The following is a 24,330-nucleotide window of genomic DNA, read 5'->3' on the forward strand; positions in this document are numbered from 1 at the left end:
TAAAGTATTGAAAAGAGCGATTAGCTCATTTTGAATCTGACGAGATTAAAAATCTCATTGTTGATCTTGCAAGCAAGATCAGTACTCACTCGTTGTTCAGTTTTCAAAGATCAAACTTTTCCTCGTTACCGAAACCAGTTTGTTTCAGCAACTCTTATATAATACCATGTCCGAACCAACTTTGCAAGCTCTTTTTCAAGTTTCTTTCGAAGCCTTTACTCATTCGTTTGCTAGCCACACAATGTAACTGTGTTTTCTTGGCCGGAATTAGAATATACCATTTCTAATTATTTAATGCAAGCTTTTTTTTGAAATATTATATCGACAAATTAGAGTTATGTTTCTTTGTCCATTAGCATCATTTTATACATCATTGTAAAATAGCCTGTCCAACACTCATAAGTTTTCACACACTCTGAAACTCAGCTAAAATTCATTTCAAGCTCACAATCAACTCAGAGATGCACCAAGGGGCAGTTGTCTAAGCGTCTGATGCCATGATGACTCCAATCAAGATATAGTTCACACTAGACAAAAAGCATTGTGCTATTCATTCATTTTATTCGGCGCAAACTGTTCAACATTCATAATCAACAGGGGTGTCGCGTTCCCCTCCAACTTGCGTCCGATAGCAGATCGCGACTCCCTGTATTGAACTTCGCCATCCTACTGTCTCTCCCCGTTAAAAAACGACTTTCTTCTATAGAATAGATTTACCTAACAAAGATGCGATCAACCCCACACCAAGCCTCGCCGTATGCCGATTCTGATCAAGCAATGGATTCACCTCAACTAGTTCCATAGATACTACCTGATTACATGCGGCTAGACACTCCATTGCAAAATGCGCTTCCCGATAACTTAAGCCACCCGGTACAGGCGTTCCTACTCCCGGTGCCTCTCGTGGGTCAAGACAATCCATATCAAAACTGACATGAATACCATCTGTTCCCCCTCCCGCTATGACCATTGCCTGTTCAATAACATGGAGCATCCCCATCCGGTCTATATCATGCATCGTAAAAGCACGAATACCCAATGCCCTTATCTGTTTTTTTTCATAATCATCCAGATCACGAAGACCAACATATACGAGGTTAGATGGATTAATAAATGAACCCGCTCCCTTGACCTGCGAAAGATTAAAGACGGCGTGCCCCAAAGAAGCAGCCACACTCATGCCATGCAGATTACCTGTCAGGCTGTGTTCCTCTGTATTCAAATCGGCATGGGCATCAAACCAAATCACACCCAAATTAGAATAACGAGCCGTTAGCCCCGCCAAAGTGCCAATGGCTACACTATGATCTCCTCCAAGCACAAGCGGGAAAGCGCCCATGCCCAATGCAACAGATAGTTCATAACAAACATGCTCACTTACTTGTTGAACCTCATTCAGGTACTTCACTTTTTTTCCGCCGCCTGCAATAACTGGCGGTTTAGGACAGTCTATACGCACTTCCCTAGACAGAACGTATCCCAAGCTCGTAATTTCACGCTTCAACCCCGCGGTGACCAATTCATCCGGACCGAATTCAGCCCCATTTCTCGCACCAGCCAATCCAAAAGGCACTTTGATAAGGGCCACTTCATGGTAACGAGAGGGTACCTCGCATTGGTGCTGACGAGACACATCAGGCACATCCCACTCTCCCGCTAGAACATCCTCATTCTTCATGGGTATCCACTCCTTTTAACGTGGTCAAACTATATTTCAATGAAGGCTGATGTTTATACCGCGTCAGTTAGAACCTCCCTGATGATCTCTATAGCCCAATCAATCTCAGATTTCTGAATAGTTAGCGGAGGCGCTAAACGTATCGTTGTTTCGTGAGTTTCTTTACACAGTAGGCCCGCAGACATCAAGCGTTCACAATACGGCCTTGCAGGGCAACTAAGCTCAACACCAATGAACAAACCTTTACCCCGAATCTCTTGGATTACAGAACTGCGAATACCTTGAAGCTGTTTCATAAAATAATTCCCTAGCTGCTCCGAGCGCTCCGCAAGCTTCTCATCTTCCAGAACATTGAGCGCAGCAACCGCCACAGCACAGGCGAGTGGGTTCCCCCCGAATGTAGATCCGTGCGAGCCTGGTTCAAACAGATTCAAGATCTCTTCATTAGCAGCAATTGCCGAAATCGGCATCACACCCCCACCAAGCGCTTTTCCCATAATCCAGATATCCGGTTCGACATGATCCCAATCAGAAGCAAAACGTCGTCCCGTCCTTCCAAACCCAGTTTGAATCTCATCCGCCATAGTTAAGACTTGCTGCTGTCTGCATATCGCAAATGCCTCTGCCAAATAACCATCTGGGGGAATAATTATCCCCGCTTCACCTTGAATGGGTTCTACGAGGAAACCAGCAGTATTCGGTGTAATAGCTTGTTTCAATGCCTCCAGATCACCATAAGGAATGATTCGAAATCCAGGTGTGAACGGCCCAAAATCCTTTTTATATTCCGCAGATGAGGAGAAAGAGGTGACCGTCAAGGTTCTTCCATGGAAATTGCCTGAGCACACAATGATTTCAGCCTGATTTTCAGGTACTCCTTTGCAACGATAGGCCCATCTTCGCACAGCTTTAACAGCTGTCTCGACCGCTTCTGCTCCCGTATTCATAGCTAATATCTTGGATTTACCGGTAAATGCGGATAGTCTTTGATAAAATATTGCTGCAGAATGGCTGTGGAATGCCCGAGATGTCAATGTGACCTTGTTCACCTGATCTTTCAATGCCTGAATGATGTCAGGATGCCTATGTCCATGATTGAGTGCAGAATAAGCACTTAACATATCCATATAACGACGGCCATCTGTGTCCACTACCCACACACCTCGTGCCTGTTCAATAACAATAGGAAGTGGATGATAATTAGGCGCCGCATAGGTTTCCGACCATTGAATGAACTTCTCCGTATCTGGCATTCCTTCACAACCTTCCGCATAATATTGTATACAAAATACAATAACAGTCTATGCAAGCCCAGGAACGTTTACGACATCCATCCTCTTTTTCCACATACGCCCTGTCTAGAACATACATAACTCAACAAATCAGGTCCAGCTTGATTTCCACCACTTGAAAGTGGTCTTTGGCTTGCAAGTCTCCATCTATATCTAATGATATATACCGCTAACTGTATACAATATACAAATCAGGATAATTGGTTCTATTTTAATATTGGGAATTCCATGCGCTTATAACAACGCTTTCATACACATTTATAAACTGTCATTTTATAAAATATTTCACTATTTCGCTCCAAACCCTTTAGCTGGAAAAGAAATAACTTTGCTTGCCCAACTCCCCCCTCGATGGTAAGATGATAAAAACTTAAAGCCCTGAACGGCGCGCCATATATGGATTTATCCATATTTTTATTACATACATATCGAAGGGAGAACTTGGTATGGAGGTACCCAAATACCGTTCCTTGAAAGATCACGTTTATGATTACATTGCCCAGAAGATTCAGGACGGGACACTGCTTCCCAACCAGAAGATTAACGAGGCCGAAATATGCAAAAGGCTAGACATCAGTCGCACCCCCACTCGGGAAGCTCTATTTCAGTTAACCTCGGATAATCTACTACAATATATCCCGCGCAGGGGATTTATTGTTGCTCCTTTTGACACAGGCAAGAAACTTGAGTTCTCACAAGCGATTGGAGCGCTGGAAGCATTAGCCGCCACACTCGCTGCCGATCAACTAAAACCGTCAGAACTCATAGAGATGGAAGCCCTGATTGCCCGAATGGACGAAAACATCAGCCAGCTTGACCTTGCTGCCTATAGTAAAAATCAGTATTTATTCCACGACCTGTATATTCAGCGTTGCGGTAATGCTACCGTAATTGAAATGGTAAATACACTCAAGAATAGCTTCATTCGTCAGTCCTATGTCAGTGATAACAAACCGAAGTTGTCCCAGGTGCTGCACGAAGTCAACGAGGAGCATCGGCAGATTCTAGAGGCTTTTCGTGCCAAGGACAAACCACAACTCGAAGCACTCCTCAAACACCACTGGCGAATTATCGATAACGATATGTTATAACTTATGATCCTCGTATAGTGAACTTACTTGTCGCGCGACTTCCCAGAGGCCGAACATATCACAAACATACTTAAGCAACCCACATCATAACCAATGTGAGTTGCTTCTTTTTTTTCATTTGGCCCCTGCTTCAACAGGCACTCTCGCCGTGAAAACAGCGTGCCCTAGCCTATTGCCATATCGCATGAGTAACTGGTCATTGGTTCTGCTCATTTGTTGCACTTTTTTATCCTCCAACCAGTTCATATCGATCTCACGTAATGGGTCATGATCCACGCCCCACTTCCCCATCGTACGTGATTGCTCCTTCACAGCAACGTTAGAGAATCCACTTCCTCTCAGACGCTTCTTCCAAGTCGCCACAGTGGCCAGTGTTCTTATTCCGTAAAATCGCCTCAACCTGCGGCTCATCAGCTCCGTTTTTCTCCCTGACAACACCATTTCACGATCCACGAGCAATCCCCCGGGTTTAAGTACTCTTGCGTACTCGGACAGCGACTTCCGCCAAGGGGTAAAAATCGTTACTGATTCGATAAATACAACGTCCACATGGTTACTCGGAAGAGGCAGAGCAGTGGCGTCTGCTTGAATAAAACGCACATCCACCCGCTCCTTGCGCGCACGTCTCACTGCTTTATCCAACATATGACGGTGAAGGTCAATTGCAGTCACTTGGTATCCTTGCCTGGCAAGATGACATGCCGTCCTGCCTGTGCCACACCCTATTTCCAGAACATGAAGTCCTGCAGGGAGCGATAACACATCAAGCAGCTGCATTGTTGCTAAGAACCCGCCAGGATGCGCACTCCCTTCGCCCAGCCTTGCTAATAGATCATGATAATCCATGACATTTCCTCCTCCCCCTCCCCACCAGTCTATGGAAAAATAAAAAAACCGCTCCTGACTATACCGAATTCCGGGTAATCATCCATACCAATTCACACTATTTCAACTATGATATACAAACCGTTGATTTGAGGCGGCAAACGACAACTATGAGGGGGATATGCATGTACAGAATTCATCCGGTATGTGAGGAAACGATATCACCGCATGTGGGACGCCCGGTCTGTCTTGTCATGAATGATGGCAGGCATATGTATGGCACGCTTGGAGGTTGCAGGGATGGAAAGGTGTATCTGAACGAATGCTTTCAAGGTCCACGCCTCTCCTCTGTTCAATCCAAACAACAACTACGCAAAATAGGAACTAAGGAACTAACATCGGCCAAAAAAGCCAAGTCTTCAGCATATGGTAGGTACCCCTATGGTGGTGGATACGGTTACGGATATGGATATGGAGCCGGTTATGATGTCGCTCTGATCGCTACACTATTCCTTCTCCCGTTTTTATTCATCTAATCAGCAAAAAAACCTCTTCGTGTTCAATCATGAACGCGAAGAGGTTTTCTTTTGGTAACAAAAAAGCATTCGCCTTAAACGAATGCCAGAAACTTCATATTTAATCCTGTACCTCTGTACTGGATGTTCACTTTATCTAAAAAAAAACACCTCGTAAGAGGCGGGTAAGCTATATTAAATTCGAGTTCCTTTAGACATCGTTTTCAGGTTACTATTCGAATTCTCAAGCAATGGTAGCATCCTAGTCGTACTAACCATTTCAGAAGCACATATTGGACAAGTAGGTACGCTATCAAACGCAAAATTGTCCCGCATCCATCCTTTGCACGTATCACTCGTACATTCCCAGACTGCTGCATCTGCTTGTGGAATTTCTTCCAACGGTTTTTTGCGATTATACATGACTTCTACCCCCTTTGTTATGGAAAACATCTTACCGACGTTAAATGCACAGAAGCCACTACTTAGCGGAAGTATAACATCCGTCAGACTTCTGCCTCGACAACTATTGGGCCGACTTTCATCTATTAATCAAAAAAAAGAAGCTGCCTTTACCATTATAACATGTTAAAGGCAGCTATGCTTTAATTACAGCTTTACAACTTCTTCTGCTTGAGGACCACGGTTTCCTTGTACAATTTTAAATTGTACGCGTTGACCTTCGTCCAGCGTTTTGAAGCCTTCGCCTGTAATAGCGCTGAAGTGTACGAATACATCTTCTCCGCCTTCAACTTCGATGAAACCGAAGCCTTTATCAGCGTTGAACCATTTTACTGTTCCGTTTTGCATTGTGAATTACACCTCCAAATAAAGATTAACATGTTCCTTTGTTCTTTGCAGCAAGCAAATAAAAATTCACACATTGAAAAAGGTACCAGTCATAAACTATAAGTGATCGCCCTTTACAATATGTGAATTAGGTTTTCCACTCTGTACAACTTGATTCTTATTATACTCCCATTCCAACTAAAAAGCAAATCTTTGTATTTTCTTTTCAAACAGCTTTGGTATTCATGTTTATTAAAAATTCCATTATAAATTGACCCGTGTTGTCCCCTTTTGGGGACCTCTTCTCAGATCGGTCTTATGAAAGGATATGCAGTTCCTATCCACCTTATACATGATATGCGAAAATTTCCGTACATATCCACCATATTCAAGAATAATCATATCATCTACCCTTGCTTCAATAACAAATATTCACGATCTAGGTCCACGCCCACATAAAAGCATCCCGATCCCAAGCAACCCGGCCGCCATGCAGCTTTCGAAATGCTTTTTTCACTTCTTTGGATAAGGATGCATTACCGTTTTCATTCACATAAACAAAATGCTCTCCAAAATGAGTCCTCACGTATTCTATAGCCTCTTCCTGACGGAGTGTGCCCGTAAACTTAATTTCACCGACCATCCATTCGGCTACTTCCTGAGCAGTTTTTTCCACAATTCCACCTGCCTTTCCCTCTGTTAAATATCCCATGCTTGTCTTGCCTGACTTAGGACTGACTGAAGTATACCACGAGAGCAAGGCAGATCGGAAACAGGCAATCCACAAACATTAGAATCCTAGATATAGTCTCTTTGTAGAAATTTCACCCTTTTACACGCTAATCGCATTATAATAATTCACATATTAGCCAAAATATAAAGGTAACAAAAAAGAGACCTCTCCAACCTCATTTTAACCTAAAATCAGGTATGGCTTATCTCATCAGCATCTATTATTGATTTACTTTAAGTTTTGATGTGCAGGGGTTATGGAGCTTGATAGCGTCAAGTGGCTATGAGACCCGATTAACCATGATCTTTATTAATCATTTTGAACTGAACCAAGGAGGATTTTATGAGAACAATCTTGTCACGCTGGGGGCATCTGCTGGCGATTCTATGCATACCACTTCAGGGTTTGATCTACATGTTCCTGGGCAGCACAGCAGGACCAGAACTATTTTACAATTATGCCTGGATTGATACAAAGATACCGTTCATTAAAGAATTTATTATTCCATATGTCAGCTGGATGCCGATCCTATATTTGAGTTTTCTCTATTTAGGTCTGACAAATAAACCGCTGTTTTGGCGAACGCTGATCATTTATAACGTTGGGGTGATGGCAGCCAATGTTTGTTTTGTGGTGTTCCCCTCATATGTACCTCGCCCAGAGGTAACAGGAACTGATCTGAGCAGTATGCTTGTGCAATTCATCTATTCCAACGATGCGCCGGTGAATTGTTTTCCGAGTGTACATTGCCTTACAAGCTACATGCTAATCATTATTCTTAACAGACAGATGAACGTCAAACCCACGGTGCGAATCTTTGCTTCAATCTGGTTATGGTTAATTATTGCTTCAACCGTTTTCGTGAAACAACATTCCTTGCTGGATGTCGTTGGCGGCATAGCTTTTGCAGAGGCAGCCTACTGGATAGTTCATATCTTTGCCAATCGCTTGGCGCAGACTCGAAAGAAAAGTGAACAATCACTAAGTGCCACACCCCCAAGTCAAAACGCGTAACAACTTCCATGCATCCATACGTAGAAAAAAATTTATCAGTCTCACGAACGCTTATAACAATGTGAAGAGGGCCATGGCCCTCTTTTTTTTTTTCGTTGATCAACTCGATATACCCTATGGTTCATGAAGCATTCGATTAATAACCATGACTGTATTCAAACAATCGGTGGACGTTCGTGAAGTAGATCGGAAGGCGGACTACCCATGAGGCGTTTAAAAATGCGATAAAAATAGGATAAATCCCGGTAGCCGAGGAATTCAGCAATTTCCTGAATGGAAAGCTGCGACTCTGTGAGCAGATACAATGCCCTTTTCATCCGCTGATCATGGACGTATTCGCTAATCGTCTGATTTGTAACACTTTTGAACAATGCCGCTGCATAGTTGGGTGACATGCCAATCTCGTCTCCAAGTTGTACCTTCGTTACTTTTTCCCGATAATGCTGTTCAATATATCTCTTCATCCGCTCCACATGCCGATGTCTCTCTGGTGGGATAATCCCGCGATCCAGCTCGCGGTTGATATAAATTAACACCTCCATCAATAAGGCCTGGCTCATCAAGACATAATAAGACAGACGTTCTTCCCATTGTTGCTGAAGTGACTTCATTCGCTGAAGAATGAGTTCATAAGAACCTGGTTTATGCCAGAGTGGTTTACGCTGTTCGAGCGCAGGTAGTGCGTCACCCTCACCATGATTAAATAAAATAACCATTTGTGTATGTGTCACTGAGGGAATACTTTCTCCAAAATACGGCGTCCCACCAGGAATTAGAAGCAATTCACCCTTTTCCATGATACGTTTATCTCCGTTCACTGAATATACACATTTGCCATAAGTGATGATGCTGAGACGCCAAACCCCTTGCGGCTGCTTGGCTTCTTCGTACCAACTCACCCCATTAATCTGATGTACTTCAAATGGAATAACCATACAACACCTCAATTTCGGACTATACTCCAACCATTGTACTATAGTTCATATCTTCATTCGACAGAAAACGCTACAATATACACATAAGCATAAATTATGAGGAGGATATCAGCATGTTAAAAACCAAAATCATCTGTACTATGGGACCTGCTTGTGACTCAATCGAAACGTTAAAAGTAATGATTCAGGAAGGTATGACGGTTGCCCGTCTAAACATGGCGCATGGGGAATTAGAAGATCACGTAACACGGATTAACAATATCCGTACAGCTGCGGCTGAACTGAACAAATATGTACCGATTATGATGGACATTAAAGGACCGGAAGTGCGAATCGGCAAATTAAAAGAAGCTTCCGTTCACTTGCAAGCAGGTAAAGAGCTCACGTTGACCACGGAGGATGTACTCGGGGATGTAGATCGGATCTCCGTAAACTACGCTGAACTGAATCTTGTTGTCAAACCAGGAGATCGTATTCTAATTGATGACGGTCTGGTAGACCTTACGGTACTATCCATTGAGGGTTCGGAGATTCACTGCAAAATCATTAGCGGTGGTATCCTCAAACCGCGCAAAGGTGTGAACCTGCCAGGAATCAAAACGACTCTGCCAGGGGTAACTGAGCGTGATGTAATGCATATCGGATTCGGGATTGAAAACAACATTGAGATTATTGCAGCTTCATTTGTTCGTAAAGGTGATGATATCCGTGAAATCCGCAGCATTCTGAAAGAACGCGGTCAAGAGCATGTACAGATCATCTCCAAAATTGAGAACCAGGAAGGTATGACCAATCTGGATGATATCATTGAAGCATCAGACGGTATTATGGTAGCTCGTGGTGACCTCGGCGTAGAAGTTCCGATCGAAGATGTACCAATGATGCAAAAAGAAATGATCGTTAAATGTAACAAAGCCGGCAAACCAGTTATCGTTGCTACACATATGCTCGAATCCATGCAAGTGAATCCTCGTCCAACACGTTCTGAGGTCAGTGACGTAGCGAACGCTGTACTTCAAGGTGCAGACGTGGTAATGCTCTCTGGCGAATCCGCTGCGGGTAAATATCCGATTCAATCCGTTCGTACGATGGCTGCTGTTGCCCGCCGTGCGGAAACGATGATCGATTATAAAGAGCAATTTGATCAAAAATCTGCACAACAAGTCGCTGACATTACGGAAGTGATCAGTCAGAGCGCAGTAAGTTCTTCCCTGGTTCTGAATGCAAAAGCCATTATCACTTCAACAGAAACTGGATTTACCGCTCGTATGATCTCAAAATATCGCCCGAAAGCTCCAATCATTGCAATAACTCAGCATGAGGAAGTACTGGCGAAAATTTGTCTGCTCTCTGGTGTAATTCCAGTCAAAGGTGATAAGGTTACAACTACAGATGAAATGTTCGACTCTGCAACGCGCAATGCCATCAAAACAGGATACATCGAAAAAGGTGACACGATTGTACTGTCTGCTGGTGTCCCAATCGGTCGATCCGGAAATACCAATCTGATCAAGGTTATGCAGGTTTAATTCCAGTCTACGATCTGAGCATCTGCAACGTACTCCCTGCAAATAGGATTAGCATTCTGTGGTTGTCAGTAAATTTGTCTTAAACCATTTTTAAATAGGAACCCCACTGGTCTAAATGGAGATCAGTGGGGTTTTGCAATCCCTTTGATAGACGTGGGTGTTCCTTCTTTAAAACTTCCGCGCAAACCTCGGTATACATATTATATCCACTTATATAATACACAATTTAATTGCTAAAAATTAATTTGACCTTTCTCTTAATTATGCTAATCTGTACATTAGGCACGTTATTGATTTATTTACTTTTTTAGAAAGTAGGGTGTTTCTATTGATTGGTACTATATTTGTCGCTCTTGTAGCTATTGAACACTTGTATATTATGATTATGGAAATGTTCATGTGGACTCGTCCACGTACGATGAAAACATTCGGCACTACACCTGAGTTTGCCAGCTCTACCAAGGCTCTTGCAGCAAACCAGGGTCTGTACAATGGTTTTCTTGCTGCCGGTCTGATCTGGGGACTTGTCTATCCTGATTCAGGTGTTGGACAGCATATTCAGATTTTCTTCCTGGCTTGCGTAATCATTGCAGCTCTCTATGGCAGTATGACTTCTTCGCGATCCATTATTATTAAACAGGGATTGCCGGCAATTATTGCGCTTCTTCTCGTATTGTTCCTATAACTCCTAAAAAAAGATATAATTCGACCACCCGCGACTCTGATATGATAAGTTATATTGTATAGGACAGACATAACCAGAATGAATCAGATAGCAGGAGGAGAATGTTTCATGGGGCTTTTTGACAAACTGCGCTCGCGCAAAAAGGGAAAAACACAATCAAACGGCGGTGCTGTAGAACATGCTGAACAAAGCCAAACGATTATCGGATTTGTTCTGCTCGAACGGGAAGACTGTGACTTTGATCTTTTTATCAACAATATGAAACAGGAATGGAACATTGAAATTAATGAACAGGCTGAGGAAGGGAACCTATTCTTCGAAGTCGATGGAATGCAGGTCGTCTGCGCTCATATCGCTGCTCCAGTACCGAATCGGGAAGTTGAAGAGAATGCCAAATTAAATATCCTCTGGCCCGAGGCCGAGCAGGTCACCTCACGACACCAGTCTCAGATCATTGTATCCGTCCTGAATGCGTCGAGTGCCATAGAAGGACATGTGCTCTTTACCCAAACCGCAGCCGCATTACTGCAACTGGATCATGCCCTGGCCATTTATATGTCTCCACTTGTTGTTAGAGCTGAGCAATATGTGGAGGTTAGTCGCATACTTAAGGATGGCGAATTGCCAGTTTCTCTCTGGGTATTCATCGGTCTGTATCAAAACGCTGAAGGTGCCTCAGCATATACATATGGTCTACGTCACTTCGGTAAGGATGAACTAGAGATTGTTGGGTCGAACAAACCGTTAAGCGACGTCTTTGAAATGATGTTTATGACTACCAACTATGTGGTCGCAAACAATGTCACTCTCCATGATGGGGAGACCCTCGGATTCACCGCCGAACAGAAATTGAGTATCACTCGTTCTAAAGGTGTTGCGACCGAAGAGGAGAGCTTAAAGATTGGTTTGTAAGCATTTCTTTTATTTTCACGATGGTTATTGAATGAATTAAAGCTGCCTGAAATTATATTCTAGGCAGCTTTTTTGATAAGCATCAGACCAAATTTCATGCCTCTCCTACTGTTCTTCCTTCTCCAGTTCCTCTATACGGCGCTCAATCTCCTTCAGATTGAGATCATTCGTGATCTCGTAATCTTGAATGGTATTAAGTTTATTGTGTTCGCTGTAAATGGTAATGAACCGATTACTATAAAATGTAATTCCAAATCCTTCAGTGAATCGGCCTTCTTTGTTAACGTAAAGCCGCCATTCGTAGTAGTCGGCGTTTTGTTGATCAACATCTATATTCTGAATTTTAGTCAGTTCAACATCTTTTAAAAGTTTTAGCATATCTCTGATCTCATCGGGATCTTTAATCGTTATCTCATCATCTCTTACATACGGCTCCTTGCTCGAAAATGTTCTAACAATTAGCCGATCCAAGGTATCCAACATACTCATATGGTCTAAGACCTCAGACTGAAAGGTTGTTTGTTGTTTAGCCATGTATAGGGGGATCGTAATCACAGTAACAATAAGTGCTGCTGCAATGGCCAGCAAATATTGCTTTTTAATTTTCATAATAAATCTACTCCTCTGATTTTCTCCTCATCCATAAATATGTTTATCCATTCCTCCAGATCCATTCCTTACTACTTATTAACAATAATACTCAGTAAATGTTTCAATAAAATTCGTCGATATAATAGATAGGCTCTTCAACTTTACTATACTTTTATTACATCTGGGGGGAAAGTAACATATGAAACTAAAACTGAAATTGATGTTGACCTTCTCCATTACTGTTCTGGTAACTGCAGGAGCGCTCGCAACACTCGGTCTAGTACAAACCGGGAAACAGGCAACCCAAAGTGTGAACAACAAACTGAATGGTCTGGTATCAACCGCAACGTATCAGTTGGATGGTTGGTTACATGGGAACGAGAAATTAGTGGAAACGCTTGGGCTCGTGTTTCAGGAGGCTGTTCCTGCTTCCAATCTGAATGCAGATTATCTGTCCATTATGTATAAGGGGACGAACCCCGAAAACTTAGAAGACATCTTTTACGGTAATGAGAACGGTGATTTTATGAACGGCTCCGGTTTTGAACATGCTGCAGGCTACGATCCCAGAGAACGTTCTTGGTATAAAGAGGCCGTACAAGCGGACAAGCTGATTTTTACCGACCCCTACCTCGATAACAAATCGAAACAATTCACGGTGTCGATCGCCATGCCTGTAAAAACAAAGAGCGGTGCATTACAGGGTGTGGTAGCTTCGGATATCCTCCTTTCCAAGTTAACCGATACAGTCAATCAGATTGATCTGGATGGATTAGGCTATACTTTTATGCTCGACAAAAAAGGAGTTATTCTAGCTCATCCGGATACTGATCTTGCAAGCACTTCAGCAGCCGACAACGGTCAATTAGCCCCCTTACTCGTAGATATGCAATCGAACCTATCAGGTCAAAAGTCGTTCCAATATAATGGAGAAAATCTACTTCTTTATTTCAAACAAATTCCAAGTACAGGTTGGATCGTTGGTTCCGTAATATCCGAGAAACTTGCCTATGCCGAGTTTTACGAACTGCGGAATCAATATATCCTTATCATTGCCATCACGCTTCTAGCAGTGCTAACTATTGCTTATTGGGTTGCAACTCGCTTTATCAAACCTCTTAAACGACTGCAACTGATGTCGGGTCAGATGTCTCTTGGAGACTTTACAGATCGTGTAGATACTAAGGGGAAAGATGAATTTGCCGAGCTTGGCGCTGCCTTCAATACGATGTCTGATCATCTCAGCATACTGCTGCAGAAGGTAAAGAGCTCCGCTGATCAAGTTCATGACATTTCAAAAGATATGGAAAATCATACGGGCAACACCCAGCGTATTGCTGAACAGATTTTTATTGCCACGGATGAACTCGCCCAAGGGTCAAGCAGTCAGGCAGAATCAGTCTATGAAGGATCGAACCGTCTAAGTGCCATGAGCCAAACGATGAATGGGATCAATGATAGTCTAGAGCAGTCTGTCATGATGATGGAGGAAGTAACCGAAGCAATGTCAGCAGGTTTGCAATCTGTTGATACGCAGGTGGAACTTGCCGAAGACAATCGTAATTCGATTGACAGAGTGGGTGAAGCCATTGATCTACTGGCAGATAAATCTCGAAAAATTGAGAGTATCGCCAGCATGATTCATAATATTTCAGCACAGACCAACCTGCTTGCACTGAATGCCTCCATTGAAGCTGCCAGAGCAGGGGTTCACGGTAATGGATTCGCTGTTGTCGCTACAGAAGTACGTAAATTGGCTGAGCAATCTTCACAATCTGTGGAAGACATTATTGTTTTGCTTGATGAGATTCAGGCTGCAAGTGAACAAAGCGTTAATGAAGTAACCTCTGCGGAAAAGGCCATTCAGCAACAAGTGACCTCCGTTCACGAAATGCGAAATGTATTCGCACGGATCAAACAATCCATTGAAGGCATTGACCTTCAGGTAAGGCATGTGTCTACAGCGACTGCTGAACTCGATAATAATGCGGGGAAAATTTCCGAAGTTATCTCCAGCGTCGCCGCGATGTCGGAGCAAAGTGCTGCTTCTACGGAAGAGGTTGCGTCTTCTACACAAGAGCAATTCAACTATATCACAACCATATCTGAACGCTCCAAAGAGTTGAATCAACACGCCAATACTCTATTTGACGAAATCAAGAAATTTAAAATCTAACCTTCGTATTCCTCACCGTATTTCTAACCATAAAGAAGCCGCGTTTCCCGTAAGGGTACGCGGCTTCTTTCGGTTTGAATCGATATAATTTTAGCACACATCACTGTAAGCTTCGTATCGTTTCTTATCTCACTGACTTCCCCTGTGTCCTGTAGATGCTCTTACCACTAGTTCTGGCTTCAAGATCCGCTGTTTCGGCTCATTATTATTATCCTTTAATTCTTCAATAAGAATGTCTACAGCATAACGCCCCAGCTCCTCAATCGGCTGAGCAATCGTGGTCAACGGCGGGCTCGTCACTGAGGCGAGAATCGTATTATCGAAACCAATGATGGATACGTCCTCGGGAACACGCAGGCCACGTTCTTTGGCTGCTTGAATTGCACCGATTGCCTGCATGTCATTACAGCAGAACAAACCAGTAGGACGATTCTGCCCGCTTAGCAGCCGCAGCGCCTCTTGTTTGGCGCTATTCAGGTCGGCAGCTGATTCTCTTATCTGATCTGGCCCAAGTACGTATCCGGCCTTGGTCAGCGTTTCACGGAACCCGCGTACCCTTTCCTGGCTACTGCTGACTTTGAATGGCTCAGACAAGACAGCCACATGAGTATGTCCAAGTTCAAGCAGGTGCTGTGCGGCAAGCGAACCGCCAAGCTTATCGTCAATCGTCACCGTATGCACCGACAATGCGGGCATATGGCGTGCAATTAGCGCAACAGGTATCGACTGCTGTAAGAGCGGTGACAAGATCTCGGCATTTTCGATACCTGTTCCGATCATCATGCCGTCGACTCTTTTTTGCTGCAATAGGTTCAGGTATCGCTCTACCCGCTCATCCTTGTTATCTGTACTACAGATCACCACGCTATATCCCAACTGGCGGCTGCGATCTTCCACTGCACGGGCAAGCTCGGCAAAATAAGGGTTAGATATATCCGGCACGAGTAATCCGAGTGTATATGTCTGTTTGCCCGTCAAGGCAGCGGCAATGGCACTCGGTTGATAGTGAAGACGCTCCATGATCTCCATAATTTCTGCTCGACGCTTCTCACTGATCTTGCCTTTGCCATTAATGACCTGCGAGACGGTAGCAATGGACACCCCTGCTTCACGTGCTATATCGTAAATGGTTGCTTTCATCAATTTTCCCCATTTGTGCTATATATAAATTCATTATATATAGATAATTATTCTCTTCTTATTATGAAGGGGGAATACAGCTTACGCAATGTGAAGACGGAATTACTTTTTGAAAAGCCACTCATGATCAGGGTCGTTGTGGAACTTCCATGTCCGTGTCGGACCTGCCATCACGTTCAGATAATAGACTTCATATCCCGGAGGAGCACCTACTGGATGGTACCCATTCGGCACGAGCACCACTTCGCCGTTTTTCACCGCAAGGGTCTCATCTACCGATCGATCGTCGGTATAAATGCGTTGAATAGCAAACCCCTGCTCCGGCTGAACACGGAAATAATACGTTTCCTCCAGCAACGATTCATCTGGCAGCGCATCCCGATCATGTTTGTGCGGCGGATAGCTCGACCAGTGACCATCTGGTGTAAATACCTCAACGACCAGCAGGCTGTCTGCTTCCTTTTGCTCTGGTAAAATGTTATGGATATGACGCTCCAGATTGCCGTAACCACGTCCTTCCACTCCTACATCCTCAGGTGCGATCAAACGTGAAGGGTGCGTACCTTTTCCTGGAGCAACACAGATCGCGATCTCAAGCTCGGTAAGTGCCGTGACCTCTACCTGATCTGAAGTGGACACATAGACGGAGTACGGAGGAATTTTCTCAAAAACACTCATCCGTTCCCCAATATTTTCCCATGTATGTTCTCGAGTACTCACATTCGCTAGACCACTGAGAAGTACCACACAGAGCTCTTGGTCACGACTCTCCCGGCTTAGCTTCTCCCCTGCTGCCAGCTTCGCCACCTGAAATCCAACGTATTCCCAACCAGCAGATTCCGGAGTCACGGTTAACAGCGTTCCGTCTTCACCCGGGATTACAGCCGGTTTTACAATCAGTTCTGACATATTGCTATCCACTCCTTCCGTTATATCTAATATCACATGAAATTTTGAATTCACTTTATATGACGGTATCATCGTTATATGACGGTATCATCGTTCATCCATTTTTAAAAAAATCTTCTTTCTTACTTCCAGGCTTTCTTGCATTCTTGCTTTCTGGCTTCGCTTAATTAGCTGGTTGTGTCTCGCGCGGTGCACCTGGAACCTCTGTCATCTTCACAGGTCTTCTCTGCTCCATGGACATCTTGGCTGCCAAAGCGATCCGCTCTGCCTGCACTGCGTCGTTACCATCTACGATGACCGATTTATCCTGAATGATAGCATCGATAAAAAGAGCTGTTTCCTGCACGTATGCTTCATTGTAACGTTCCAGGAAGAAGTGTAGTGGTTTATCACGCATCAGTCCCGCTGCTGTGCTAATCTCAGCTGTATTCGGATGGTCATTGTCCGCCGACGCACTCCCCAGCGAACCGAAAACTTCTACACGCTGATCGTATCCATATACTGCCTGACGGCTGTTATCGATCACACCAATTGCTCCATTGGCAAAAGTTAACGTCACGATGGCTGTATCCACATCACCATGTTCGGCGAATACCGGATTAATGAGCACCTTGCCTTTCGCATATACTTCCTCTACTTCACTGCCCGATAAAAAACGAGCCATATCAAAATCATGAATCATCATATCCATGAAAATTCCGCCAGACACCCGAATATATTCCGCTGGTGGCGGACTCGGGTCACGGGAAGTGATCTTGATAATATGTGGGTCACCAATCGTGCCTTCTAGCACATGTGAGCGTACTCTTCTGAAATTGTGGTCAAAGCGGCGGTTGAATCCGATCTGAAGCTTCACACCAGCCTTTGCTACAGCGGCTACAGCCGCTTCAGTCTGTGACAATTCCATACTTACCGGCTTTTCACAGAAAATATGTTTTCCCGCTTGTGCCGCTTGTTCAATCAATGGTACATGCGTATCTGTCGAAGAACAGATTAACACCGCATCAATGCTTGGCATAGCAATGAGCTCGCTGCTGTCTTTGGTTACAACCGAGATACCTCGTTCGGAAGCCCATGCCTCCAGTTCAGGCCCTGCAAACAGATCACTGATTGCTACAATCTCGGCATGCGGGTTGCGCAGCAGATTGTCTGCATGGATTTTGCCGATCCGTCCAGCACCGATGATGCCAATTCTTACTTTGTCCTTGCCCATTCCGTTATCCTCCCCATTTGCTTCCATAAGGTTGCTGCTGGGAGCTGAGCATATGCTCAGTCCCTGCATTGCGCGTTCGCGCTGTGTACGAGTGTGCTGAATAATTACCAGCGTGTGGTTACCATTTTCTTGCGAGTATAGAATTCCACACCATCCGTACCGTTAGCATGCAGATCACCGTAGAAGGATTTCTTCCAGCCCGAGAATGGAAAGAAGGCCATCGGTGCAGGTACACCCAAGTTGACTCCCAACATGCCTGCATCAATCGTTTCACGGAACTGGCGCATATTCGCACCGCTGCGAGTGAACAAACATGCCCCGTTAGCAAAGTCTGAACGGTTCGCCAGTTCTACCGCTTCCTCCAGCGTTTCTACTCTTGCCACCGAAAGTACCGGAGCAAAGATCTCATCTTTCCAGATTTTCATGCTGCTATCTACATGATCAAATACCGTTGGCCCTACAAAATAGCCGGAGCCATCTGCCGCCTGATCCTTGCGTCCATCCCGAATCAAGGCTGCGCCTTCCTGTTCACCTGATTCAATGTAACCCAGTGTACGCTCTTTGTGAGGTCCGCGGATAACTGGTCCCAAGAATACTCCTTCGTCCATACCGTTACCGATGTTAATCCGGTCAGCTGCTTCCACCAGCTTCTGTACCAAGGCATCTGCCACATCACCAACTGCGACAACAACGGAACAAGCCATACAGCGCTCACCAGCTGATCCGAATGCCGCACTTGTGATCTCCTTCACGGTCAGATCCAGATCAGCATCTGGCATAACGATGGAGTGGTTCTTCGCACCAGCCAGTGCTTGAACACGTTTGCCGTGTGCAGAAGCAGTTTTGTAGACATATTCAGCTACCGGTTGTGAGCCAACAAAGGAGATGGCAGCCACTTCTTTGTGCTCCAGCAGTCCGTTAACAACGTCATGTGCACCGTGAACGATGTTGAGAACCCCGTCTGGAAGCCCTGCTTCTTTGAAAAGCTCCGCCAAACGTCCAGCCAAGAGCGGAGTGCGCTCGGATGGCTTCAAGACAAATGTGTTACCGCAGGCAATCGCTAGCGGGAACATCCAGCAAGGGACCATCATCGGGAAGTTGAACGGCGTGATTCCCCCGATGACCCCGATTGGGTAACGGTACATGCCCGATTCCAGTCCTGTAGCAATGTCAGGAAGCTGTTTACCCATCATAAGGTTAGGGGCACCTGCCGCAAACTCTACGCACTCGATACCACGCAGTACTTCGCCATAAGCTTCCGCGTAACTTTTACCATTCTCCAGTGTCACCAATTTGGCCAGCTCTTCCCAGTGCTCGACGAGCAGCTGCTGATAACGGAATAGAATACGTGCACGGCGAGGAACTGGTGTAGTGCTCCAGGACTTGAATGCTTCGCGTGCAGTCTGTACTGCTTGATCGACATCGGCTTGTTCTGATAGCGGTACGTAGGCAATAATCTCTTCCGTAGCCGGGTTAACGACCGCCTCGGTTCGTGTCGTTGATGGGGTTACCCAGGTACCCCCGATCCAGTTTTGTATATTCGTCACTGCTACAGACGCTTCTGAAGTCCCTTTTCCCATGTGTACTGTCTCCCCTCATTTATGTGGCGTTACTTCTATACGTTTCATCCCGATCCATCGCAGATAATTAGATCACAAATGCGTTACTTTGTTATAAAAGAATCTTTGTGGATCAAGACGGAATAATCTCGCCTCTATTGCAACGTTCGATATAGTCATCCACCTGTTCCACGGTTGGCATCGCATCCGAGCAACTATGGCTGGAGATGACGATACTAGCTGCCGCACTTCCATAGCTCATACTGCGCTCGATCGTCCAGCCCTGCATTAAGCCGTATAGGAATCCAGCAGCATAAGAATCACCTGCGCCGAACGTTTTCACGACACGAGCCGGGTAACTGTTCGCCCGGTGAGATAATCCTTCACGTGTATAGGCGATGGAGCCTTCTTTTCCGTGTTTAATAACAACGATATTCGCTGAAAAATCAAACCATTTCTGTGCCGTCACCTGATCGCTATGATCCGGGTTGTTTTCGAATGTCTCCATCATGTCGAACTCTTCTCGTGTGCCCAAGATGATATCGCATTTCTCGGCAGCGAGGTTGTAATAAACGGCGGTCTCTTCATCCGAAGTCCACGTGTATGGGCGATAGTCCAGATCAAACACGATGACAGTGCCATGTTTTTTCGCATAGGTCAGGGCTTGAATAACAGCTTCCCGGGATGGGCTCTGTGCAAGGGCCGTACCTGAGATCAGCAGTACTTTGGAATCCGCAATGAGCTGCTCCTGAACCTCACTAGCCTGCAATAACAGATCTGCCACATGATCTCGGTACATCAGGATACTACAATCGGTTGGACTCTTAATCTCGGTAAAAGCAAGTCCGGTTACTGCCCCCGTGTTGTCCGTTACCACATTAGAGGTGTCGATGCCGTTCTTCTCCAGATAACTTTGAATGAATCTGCCCATCTGGTCACCTGAAATTTTGCCGATGAACGCCGTCTCCATGCCAAGTCTGGACATGCCGATTGTAATATTAGCCGGAGAACCGCCAACGTATTTGGTAAACGTCATCGTCTCTTCCATCGGGCGGTTGATCTCATTGGCATTCAAGTCGATGCACAAGCGGCCAATGGCCGTAAAATCCTTTTTCCTACCTGCGGGAAAGGATACGTAAGTCATTGCGTATGATCCCCTTTCTATGGTGGATTCTCGATTGTATCCGAAATGATATCTATTCTTTTTTCATGAACATAACGCTGGAATCATTCTTTTACTGCATATGCAAATGCTAGATTATGAATTGCCTTTATCTTCGCTAGTACAGAGACGCCATGTAGCTCAGGGAACGTTTCGCATACTCATACGGATTATGAATGGCAGGGTCTTGTTCTCCTTCGAGCATTGCCCAGCCGCTGTATCCACGAGTGATGAGTTCTTGCAGAATGGGTCCAAAATCAATGCATCCATCCCCCGGTACCGTGAACACACCTCTGCGAATACAGCCAACGAAGTCAGACTGCTCTGCTCGTGCCTGATCCAGCACATCCGGTCGAATATCCTTCAGATGGATGTAGGCAATCCGGTCATAATGTTTGCGCAACACCTCAAGTGGATCAGCACCGCCATAATAGGCGTGGCCTGTATCAAAAAGCAGATATACCAGTGAAGGGTCTGTCAGCTCCATTAAACGATCAATTTCTTCTGGTTGCTCAACAACTGTGCCCCCATGGTGATGATAGGTTAGCTTAAGCCCATATTCTTGAGCAATGGCTCCAGCTTGGTTCAATCCCTCAGCAAGAACATGCCACTCGGCATCGCTGAGTCTGAGCACTTCTTTTTCATGCGGTGTACGCCTTGGATCAAAATGAAGTGAACCTCCTACCTCGGCTGTGCTGATCACCTTGCTGCCCATGGACTGTAGGAACTCCGCATGTCTTCGATATTCATCCAGTTCCGCTTGGCGATACGCCGGATCAGAGAGTAGTACTGATTTCCACTGGGAGACCAGACTAATGTTACGCTTGCTCAGTTCCTCACGTAGTGAAGCGGGATCTGTTGGATACTTGCGCCCCATCTCTGTACCCTTCAGGCCCAGACGCTGAATATCGTCCAATATCTCGGCGCATGTTGTATCATCCCCATGTTCTTTGACGTCTTCGCCGACCCAATTGATCGGATGAATCCCAAGCTGGAATGGCAGCTTGCTCATGGTTCCACGACTCCTTTGGTTGCTCAGTTTTATAAACCTTCAAGAAAATAAAGAGTATTTATAAAAGAATTAGAAGATATAAGATACGATAAGTTAGGTTACGTTAAGTTAAGTTAAGTTAATGTTAAGTAATCGCTTACTTAAACAAGTTTTGCTTTGCCGCGATTCACCTTCATAACCTCGTGGGCACGAACTACCTTTTCCTCAACGGATACTTCAGGTACGCCGACATTCCACCATGACTCATATCCGCCCGTATTGGTTCCCGGTACAACTGGAATTTCAATCAAGGTCGTCACCTTTTCGTTCTTGGCATCCCGAAGTGCCTGCTCCAGTTGCTCAGCGGTTTCCGCTCGATAAGCTTTCGCCCCCATACTGCGAGCATGAGTTGCAAAATCCATAGGCATATACTCACCAGTTAAACGACCACTCTCTGGTTCACGGTAACGGAACTCGTTACCAAATCCATCACTGCCGTGCTCACGTTGCAGATTATGAATACACTGGAATCCATTATTGTTGAATAAAAGAATCGTCATCTTCTTCTGTTCCTGTAAACTTGTCACCAGTTCAGAATGCAGCATCAGGTAACTGCCGTCACCCACCATGGCATACACTTCACGCTCCGGTTCCGCAAGTGCTGCGCCGAATGCACCACTGACCTCGTACCCCATACAAGAGAATCCATATTCCATGTGATAAGTCTTCGGCTCAGCTGCACGCCACAAACGGTGCAAATCTCCTGGCAGGCTACCTGCCGCACATACAATTACGGAAGATGGAGCAATCGTGCGATTCACTATGCCGATCGCTGTTGTCTGCGCCAGACCGGCTTCATGCTCGGCAGCGTAGAGTCGGTCCACTTCTGCATTCCATTGATTACGGAGATCCGCCACTTCGGATGAACCATACGCACTCTGATACTGCTGTGCTTGCAATCCTTGTTGCAGTGCCCCTAACCCTTCACGAGCATCTGCTAAAATGGCTTCCCCGCCTAACTTCGCGGCATCCATACTGTTCAGGTTGATGTTGATAAACGACACTTCCGGGTGTTGAAAAGCAGCATGCGAGGCCGTGGTAAAATCCGAGAATCTTGTTCCCACGCCTATCACGACATCTGCCTCTTTAGCCAAGCGATTGGCTGCCAGAGAACCGGTAACCCCGATGGCTCCCACATTCAGTGGGTGATCCCAAGATACTGCACTCTTGCCAGCTTGCGTCTCGGCAATTGGAATACCAAAGGCTTCCGCGAACTCGATTAGTTGTGCGGATGCTTCAGAGTAGAGCACCCCGCCGCCTGCAACGAGCAGCGGCTTTTTGCTACGAGCAATCTGCTGTGTTGCCCGTTCAATTGCTGCCGGGACAGGTGGCCGGCGATCCTGATAGTGTACTTTGCGGGCAAAGAATGATTCCGGGTAGTCGTATGCTTCGGCCTGTACGTCCTGAGGCAATGCCAGTGTAACCGCTCCTGTCTCCGCTGGATCAGTCAGCACACGCATGGCATTGGTAACAGCAACCATCAACTGTTCTGGGCGTACGATGCGATCCCAGTATTTGCTGACTGCTTTGAACGGATCTGTGGCTGATATTGTATAGTCACTGCCTACTTCAAGCTGCTGTAAAACAGGATCCGGCTCTCGCGTAGCAAAGTTATCTCCAGGAAGAAGCAATACCGGAATGCGATTCACCGTTGCTGTCGCTGCAGCAGTAATCATATTCAGTGCTCCTGGGCCAATAGACGTTGTGCACGCGTAGATCTGTTTGCGGTTCTTCTGCTTGGCGTATGCTGCAGCTGTATGCACCATACCTTGTTCGTTCTTTCCCTGCATATACGTCAGGCTTCCAGGGCTACGTTCTAGTGCTTCTCCAATTCCTGTTACGTTCCCATGTCCAAATATTCCGATGATTCCTTTCACAAACTTGGTTTCTACTCCATCCACCGAGATATATTGCTGATCGAGATATCGAAGCAGAGCCTGAGCCATCGTTAATCGAATCGTTGTCATGAATTGATCGTCATCCTTTCCTTTACAGGTTAAGCGCTTAATCTAAGTTAAGTTTAAGCGCCTTACCCCTGAAGGTTAAGCGCTTAATTGATATGGTATTACAGGTTGATCTGTTTAGCAAGCTATTTTTGTAAGCGTTTTATATAATTTCAGGAGACTCGCGCAGAGTGAGGCGGATCATTAAAACTCAGGAGGTGCATCCATCACGATATAGGATTAGATTAAACTTGTCTCTATGCAAAAAAAAGAGACACAGATCGTGTCTCTTTTACTTAAATTAGAAAGCGGGTGATGGGAATCGAACCCACGCTATTAGCTTGGAAGGCTAAAGTTCTACCATTGAACTACACCCGCATAAAACAATCGGGATGACACGATTTGAACATGCGACCCCCTGGTCCCAAACCAGGTGCTCTACCAAGCTGAGCTACATCCCGTTAAACATACCGGCGAGAGGACTCGAACCTCCACGGTTTCCCACTCGATTTTGAGTCGAGCGCGTCTGCCATTCCGCCACGCCGGCAAACTATGAAAATAATGGCGCGCCCTGAGAGATTCGAACTC

General features: G+C 45.3%; 22 protein-coding genes and 3 tRNA genes. 7 read left to right on the forward strand and 18 right to left on the reverse strand.

Going from position 1 to position 24,330, the window contains the following annotated elements; genetic code table 11:
* Nucleotides 1-700 precede the first annotated feature (700 nt).
* Both rocF and PQG66_RS24950 read right to left on the reverse strand, forming a co-directional pair.
* Nucleotides 701-1,678 carry an arginase gene (gene rocF, locus PQG66_RS24945; protein WP_272040554.1) on the reverse strand — a complete coding sequence of 326 codons (978 nt, stop codon included), beginning with the start codon at nt 1,676-1,678 and terminating at the stop codon, nt 701-703.
* 53 nt (nt 1,679-1,731) lie between these two features.
* Nucleotides 1,732-2,931: an ornithine--oxo-acid transaminase gene (locus tag PQG66_RS24950; protein WP_272040556.1), complete on the reverse strand. Its 1,200-nt coding sequence runs from the start codon at nt 2,929-2,931 to the stop codon at nt 1,732-1,734.
* Between the two features lie 485 nt (nt 2,932-3,416).
* Here PQG66_RS24950 and PQG66_RS24955 point away from each other — a divergent pair, with 485 nt between their 5' ends.
* A complete protein-coding gene (locus tag PQG66_RS24955) occupies nt 3,417-4,061 on the forward strand; it encodes a GntR family transcriptional regulator (protein ID WP_272040557.1) in 645 nt (214 codons plus the stop codon).
* Between the two features lie 114 nt (nt 4,062-4,175).
* Here PQG66_RS24955 and PQG66_RS24960 read toward each other — a convergent pair whose 3' ends face one another.
* Nucleotides 4,176-4,907, reverse strand: a complete 732-nt coding sequence (locus tag PQG66_RS24960) for a class I SAM-dependent methyltransferase (protein ID WP_272040558.1) — start codon at nt 4,905-4,907, stop codon at nt 4,176-4,178.
* 164 nt (nt 4,908-5,071) lie between these two features.
* On the opposite strand from PQG66_RS24960, the gene PQG66_RS24965 reads away from it, so the two are divergent.
* Entirely contained in the window at nt 5,072-5,422 is a 351-nt protein-coding gene (locus PQG66_RS24965) for a hypothetical protein (RefSeq protein ID WP_272040559.1), read from the forward strand.
* A gap of 174 nt (nt 5,423-5,596) precedes the next feature.
* On the opposite strand, the gene PQG66_RS24970 is transcribed toward PQG66_RS24965, so the two are convergent.
* The 3 genes from PQG66_RS24970 to PQG66_RS24980 all read right to left on the reverse strand — a co-directional run bounded on the left by PQG66_RS24970 (nt 5,597) and on the right by PQG66_RS24980 (nt 6,866).
* On the reverse strand, nt 5,597-5,824 hold the full coding sequence (locus tag PQG66_RS24970) for a cold-shock protein (RefSeq protein WP_272040560.1): 228 nt from the start codon (nt 5,822-5,824) through the stop codon (nt 5,597-5,599).
* 186 nt (nt 5,825-6,010) lie between these two features.
* Entirely contained in the window at nt 6,011-6,211 is a 201-nt protein-coding gene (locus PQG66_RS24975; protein ID WP_024633772.1) for a cold-shock protein, read from the reverse strand.
* A 418-nt stretch (nt 6,212-6,629) separates the two neighbouring features.
* On the reverse strand, nt 6,630-6,866 hold the full coding sequence (locus PQG66_RS24980) for a DUF6953 family protein (RefSeq protein WP_272040561.1): 237 nt from the start codon (nt 6,864-6,866) through the stop codon (nt 6,630-6,632).
* Nucleotides 6,867-7,265: 399 nt separating this feature from the next.
* Between PQG66_RS24980 and PQG66_RS24985 the strand changes: the two genes are divergently transcribed.
* Nucleotides 7,266-7,937, forward strand: coding sequence for a phosphatase PAP2 family protein (locus PQG66_RS24985; RefSeq protein ID WP_272040562.1), 672 nt, complete (start codon nt 7,266-7,268; stop codon nt 7,935-7,937).
* A gap of 155 nt (nt 7,938-8,092) precedes the next feature.
* Here the strand turns inward: PQG66_RS24985 and PQG66_RS24990 are convergent, their stop codons facing one another.
* A complete protein-coding gene (locus PQG66_RS24990) occupies nt 8,093-8,872 on the reverse strand; it encodes a helix-turn-helix transcriptional regulator (protein ID WP_272040563.1) in 780 nt (259 codons plus the stop codon).
* Nucleotides 8,873-8,985: 113 nt separating this feature from the next.
* Between PQG66_RS24990 and pyk the strand changes: the two genes are divergently transcribed.
* The 3 genes from pyk (at nt 8,986) to PQG66_RS25005 (ending at nt 11,998) form a co-directional block, all read left to right on the forward strand.
* Nucleotides 8,986-10,401 carry a pyruvate kinase gene (pyk, locus tag PQG66_RS24995; protein ID WP_272040564.1) on the forward strand — a complete coding sequence of 472 codons (1,416 nt, stop codon included), beginning with the start codon at nt 8,986-8,988 and terminating at the stop codon, nt 10,399-10,401.
* A gap of 328 nt (nt 10,402-10,729) precedes the next feature.
* The gene (locus PQG66_RS25000) at nt 10,730-11,086 is read left to right on the forward strand and encodes a DUF1304 domain-containing protein (RefSeq protein ID WP_272040566.1); all 357 of its coding nucleotides are present in this window, start codon (nt 10,730-10,732) and stop codon (nt 11,084-11,086) included.
* A gap of 108 nt (nt 11,087-11,194) precedes the next feature.
* Entirely contained in the window at nt 11,195-11,998 is an 804-nt protein-coding gene (locus PQG66_RS25005) for a DUF4261 domain-containing protein (RefSeq protein ID WP_272040567.1), read from the forward strand.
* 105 nt (nt 11,999-12,103) lie between these two features.
* Here PQG66_RS25005 and PQG66_RS25010 read toward each other — a convergent pair whose 3' ends face one another.
* A complete protein-coding gene (locus PQG66_RS25010; RefSeq protein ID WP_272040569.1) occupies nt 12,104-12,607 on the reverse strand; it encodes a hypothetical protein in 504 nt (167 codons plus the stop codon).
* A 181-nt stretch (nt 12,608-12,788) separates the two neighbouring features.
* Between PQG66_RS25010 and PQG66_RS25015 the strand changes: the two genes are divergently transcribed.
* Nucleotides 12,789-14,765, forward strand: coding sequence for a methyl-accepting chemotaxis protein (locus PQG66_RS25015; RefSeq protein ID WP_272040570.1), 1,977 nt, complete (start codon nt 12,789-12,791; stop codon nt 14,763-14,765).
* 129 nt (nt 14,766-14,894) lie between these two features.
* Here PQG66_RS25015 and PQG66_RS25020 read toward each other — a convergent pair whose 3' ends face one another.
* From PQG66_RS25020 to PQG66_RS25065, 10 genes are all read right to left on the reverse strand, one after another.
* Nucleotides 14,895-15,905, reverse strand: coding sequence for a LacI family DNA-binding transcriptional regulator (locus PQG66_RS25020; protein ID WP_272040571.1), 1,011 nt, complete (start codon nt 15,903-15,905; stop codon nt 14,895-14,897).
* Nucleotides 15,906-16,007: 102 nt separating this feature from the next.
* Nucleotides 16,008-16,814, reverse strand: a complete 807-nt coding sequence (iolB, locus tag PQG66_RS25025) for a 5-deoxy-glucuronate isomerase (RefSeq protein ID WP_272040572.1) — start codon at nt 16,812-16,814, stop codon at nt 16,008-16,010.
* A 163-nt stretch (nt 16,815-16,977) separates the two neighbouring features.
* Complete coding sequence (gene iolG, locus PQG66_RS25030; RefSeq protein ID WP_272040573.1) at nt 16,978-18,054, reverse strand: inositol 2-dehydrogenase; 1,077 nt, start codon at nt 18,052-18,054, stop codon at nt 16,978-16,980.
* A gap of 77 nt (nt 18,055-18,131) precedes the next feature.
* The gene (locus tag PQG66_RS25035) at nt 18,132-19,607 is read right to left on the reverse strand and encodes a CoA-acylating methylmalonate-semialdehyde dehydrogenase (RefSeq protein WP_272040574.1); all 1,476 of its coding nucleotides are present in this window, start codon (nt 19,605-19,607) and stop codon (nt 18,132-18,134) included.
* Nucleotides 19,608-19,719: 112 nt separating this feature from the next.
* Entirely contained in the window at nt 19,720-20,730 is a 1,011-nt protein-coding gene (iolC, locus tag PQG66_RS25040) for a 5-dehydro-2-deoxygluconokinase (RefSeq protein ID WP_272040575.1), read from the reverse strand.
* A 136-nt stretch (nt 20,731-20,866) separates the two neighbouring features.
* Nucleotides 20,867-21,760: a myo-inosose-2 dehydratase gene (iolE, locus tag PQG66_RS25045; RefSeq protein WP_272040576.1), complete on the reverse strand. Its 894-nt coding sequence runs from the start codon at nt 21,758-21,760 to the stop codon at nt 20,867-20,869.
* Between the two features lie 140 nt (nt 21,761-21,900).
* Nucleotides 21,901-23,766 carry a 3D-(3,5/4)-trihydroxycyclohexane-1,2-dione acylhydrolase (decyclizing) gene (gene iolD, locus PQG66_RS25050; protein WP_272040577.1) on the reverse strand — a complete coding sequence of 622 codons (1,866 nt, stop codon included), beginning with the start codon at nt 23,764-23,766 and terminating at the stop codon, nt 21,901-21,903.
* A 283-nt stretch (nt 23,767-24,049) separates the two neighbouring features.
* Nucleotides 24,050-24,120 (reverse strand) — tRNA-Gly (locus PQG66_RS25055).
* 9 nt (nt 24,121-24,129) lie between these two features.
* Nucleotides 24,130-24,203 (reverse strand) — tRNA-Pro (locus tag PQG66_RS25060).
* Nucleotides 24,204-24,210: 7 nt separating this feature from the next.
* Nucleotides 24,211-24,289: transfer RNA gene (locus PQG66_RS25065), tRNA-Leu, on the reverse strand.
* Between the last annotated feature and the right edge of the window lie 41 nt (nt 24,290-24,330).

The sequence above is a fragment of the Paenibacillus sp. JJ-100 genome (assembly GCF_948329825.1).
Taxonomy (GTDB): Bacteria; Bacillota; Bacilli; order Paenibacillales; family Paenibacillaceae; genus Paenibacillus.

What these genes read in the sequence shown, in the direction of transcription:
- rocF (WP_272040554.1), bottom strand. Translation starts at nt 1,678, where the DNA reads ATGAAGAATGAGGATGTTCTAGCGGGAGAGTGGGATGTGCCTGATGTG.
- PQG66_RS24950 (WP_272040556.1), bottom strand. Translation starts at nt 2,931, where the DNA reads ATGCCAGATACGGAGAAGTTCATTCAATGGTCGGAAACCTATGCGGCG.
- PQG66_RS24955 (WP_272040557.1), top strand. Translation starts at nt 3,417, where the DNA reads ATGGAGGTACCCAAATACCGTTCCTTGAAAGATCACGTTTATGATTAC.
- PQG66_RS24960 (WP_272040558.1), bottom strand. Translation starts at nt 4,907, where the DNA reads ATGGATTATCATGATCTATTAGCAAGGCTGGGCGAAGGGAGTGCGCAT.
- PQG66_RS24965 (WP_272040559.1), top strand. Translation starts at nt 5,072, where the DNA reads ATGTACAGAATTCATCCGGTATGTGAGGAAACGATATCACCGCATGTG.
- PQG66_RS24970 (WP_272040560.1), bottom strand. Translation starts at nt 5,824, where the DNA reads ATGTATAATCGCAAAAAACCGTTGGAAGAAATTCCACAAGCAGATGCA.
- PQG66_RS24975 (WP_024633772.1), bottom strand. Translation starts at nt 6,211, where the DNA reads ATGCAAAACGGAACAGTAAAATGGTTCAACGCTGATAAAGGCTTCGGT.
- PQG66_RS24985 (WP_272040562.1), top strand. Translation starts at nt 7,266, where the DNA reads ATGAGAACAATCTTGTCACGCTGGGGGCATCTGCTGGCGATTCTATGC.
- PQG66_RS24990 (WP_272040563.1), bottom strand. Translation starts at nt 8,872, where the DNA reads ATGGTTATTCCATTTGAAGTACATCAGATTAATGGGGTGAGTTGGTAC.
- pyk (WP_272040564.1), top strand. Translation starts at nt 8,986, where the DNA reads ATGTTAAAAACCAAAATCATCTGTACTATGGGACCTGCTTGTGACTCA.
- PQG66_RS25005 (WP_272040567.1), top strand. Translation starts at nt 11,195, where the DNA reads ATGGGGCTTTTTGACAAACTGCGCTCGCGCAAAAAGGGAAAAACACAA.
- PQG66_RS25010 (WP_272040569.1), bottom strand. Translation starts at nt 12,607, where the DNA reads ATGAAAATTAAAAAGCAATATTTGCTGGCCATTGCAGCAGCACTTATT.
- PQG66_RS25015 (WP_272040570.1), top strand. Translation starts at nt 12,789, where the DNA reads ATGAAACTAAAACTGAAATTGATGTTGACCTTCTCCATTACTGTTCTG.
- PQG66_RS25020 (WP_272040571.1), bottom strand. Translation starts at nt 15,905, where the DNA reads ATGAAAGCAACCATTTACGATATAGCACGTGAAGCAGGGGTGTCCATT.
- iolB (WP_272040572.1), bottom strand. Translation starts at nt 16,814, where the DNA reads ATGTCAGAACTGATTGTAAAACCGGCTGTAATCCCGGGTGAAGACGGA.
- iolG (WP_272040573.1), bottom strand. Translation starts at nt 18,054, where the DNA reads ATGGAAGCAAATGGGGAGGATAACGGAATGGGCAAGGACAAAGTAAGA.
- PQG66_RS25035 (WP_272040574.1), bottom strand. Translation starts at nt 19,607, where the DNA reads ATGGGAAAAGGGACTTCAGAAGCGTCTGTAGCAGTGACGAATATACAA.
- iolC (WP_272040575.1), bottom strand. Translation starts at nt 20,730, where the DNA reads ATGACTTACGTATCCTTTCCCGCAGGTAGGAAAAAGGATTTTACGGCC.
- iolE (WP_272040576.1), bottom strand. Translation starts at nt 21,760, where the DNA reads ATGAGCAAGCTGCCATTCCAGCTTGGGATTCATCCGATCAATTGGGTC.
- iolD (WP_272040577.1), bottom strand. Translation starts at nt 23,766, where the DNA reads ATGACAACGATTCGATTAACGATGGCTCAGGCTCTGCTTCGATATCTC.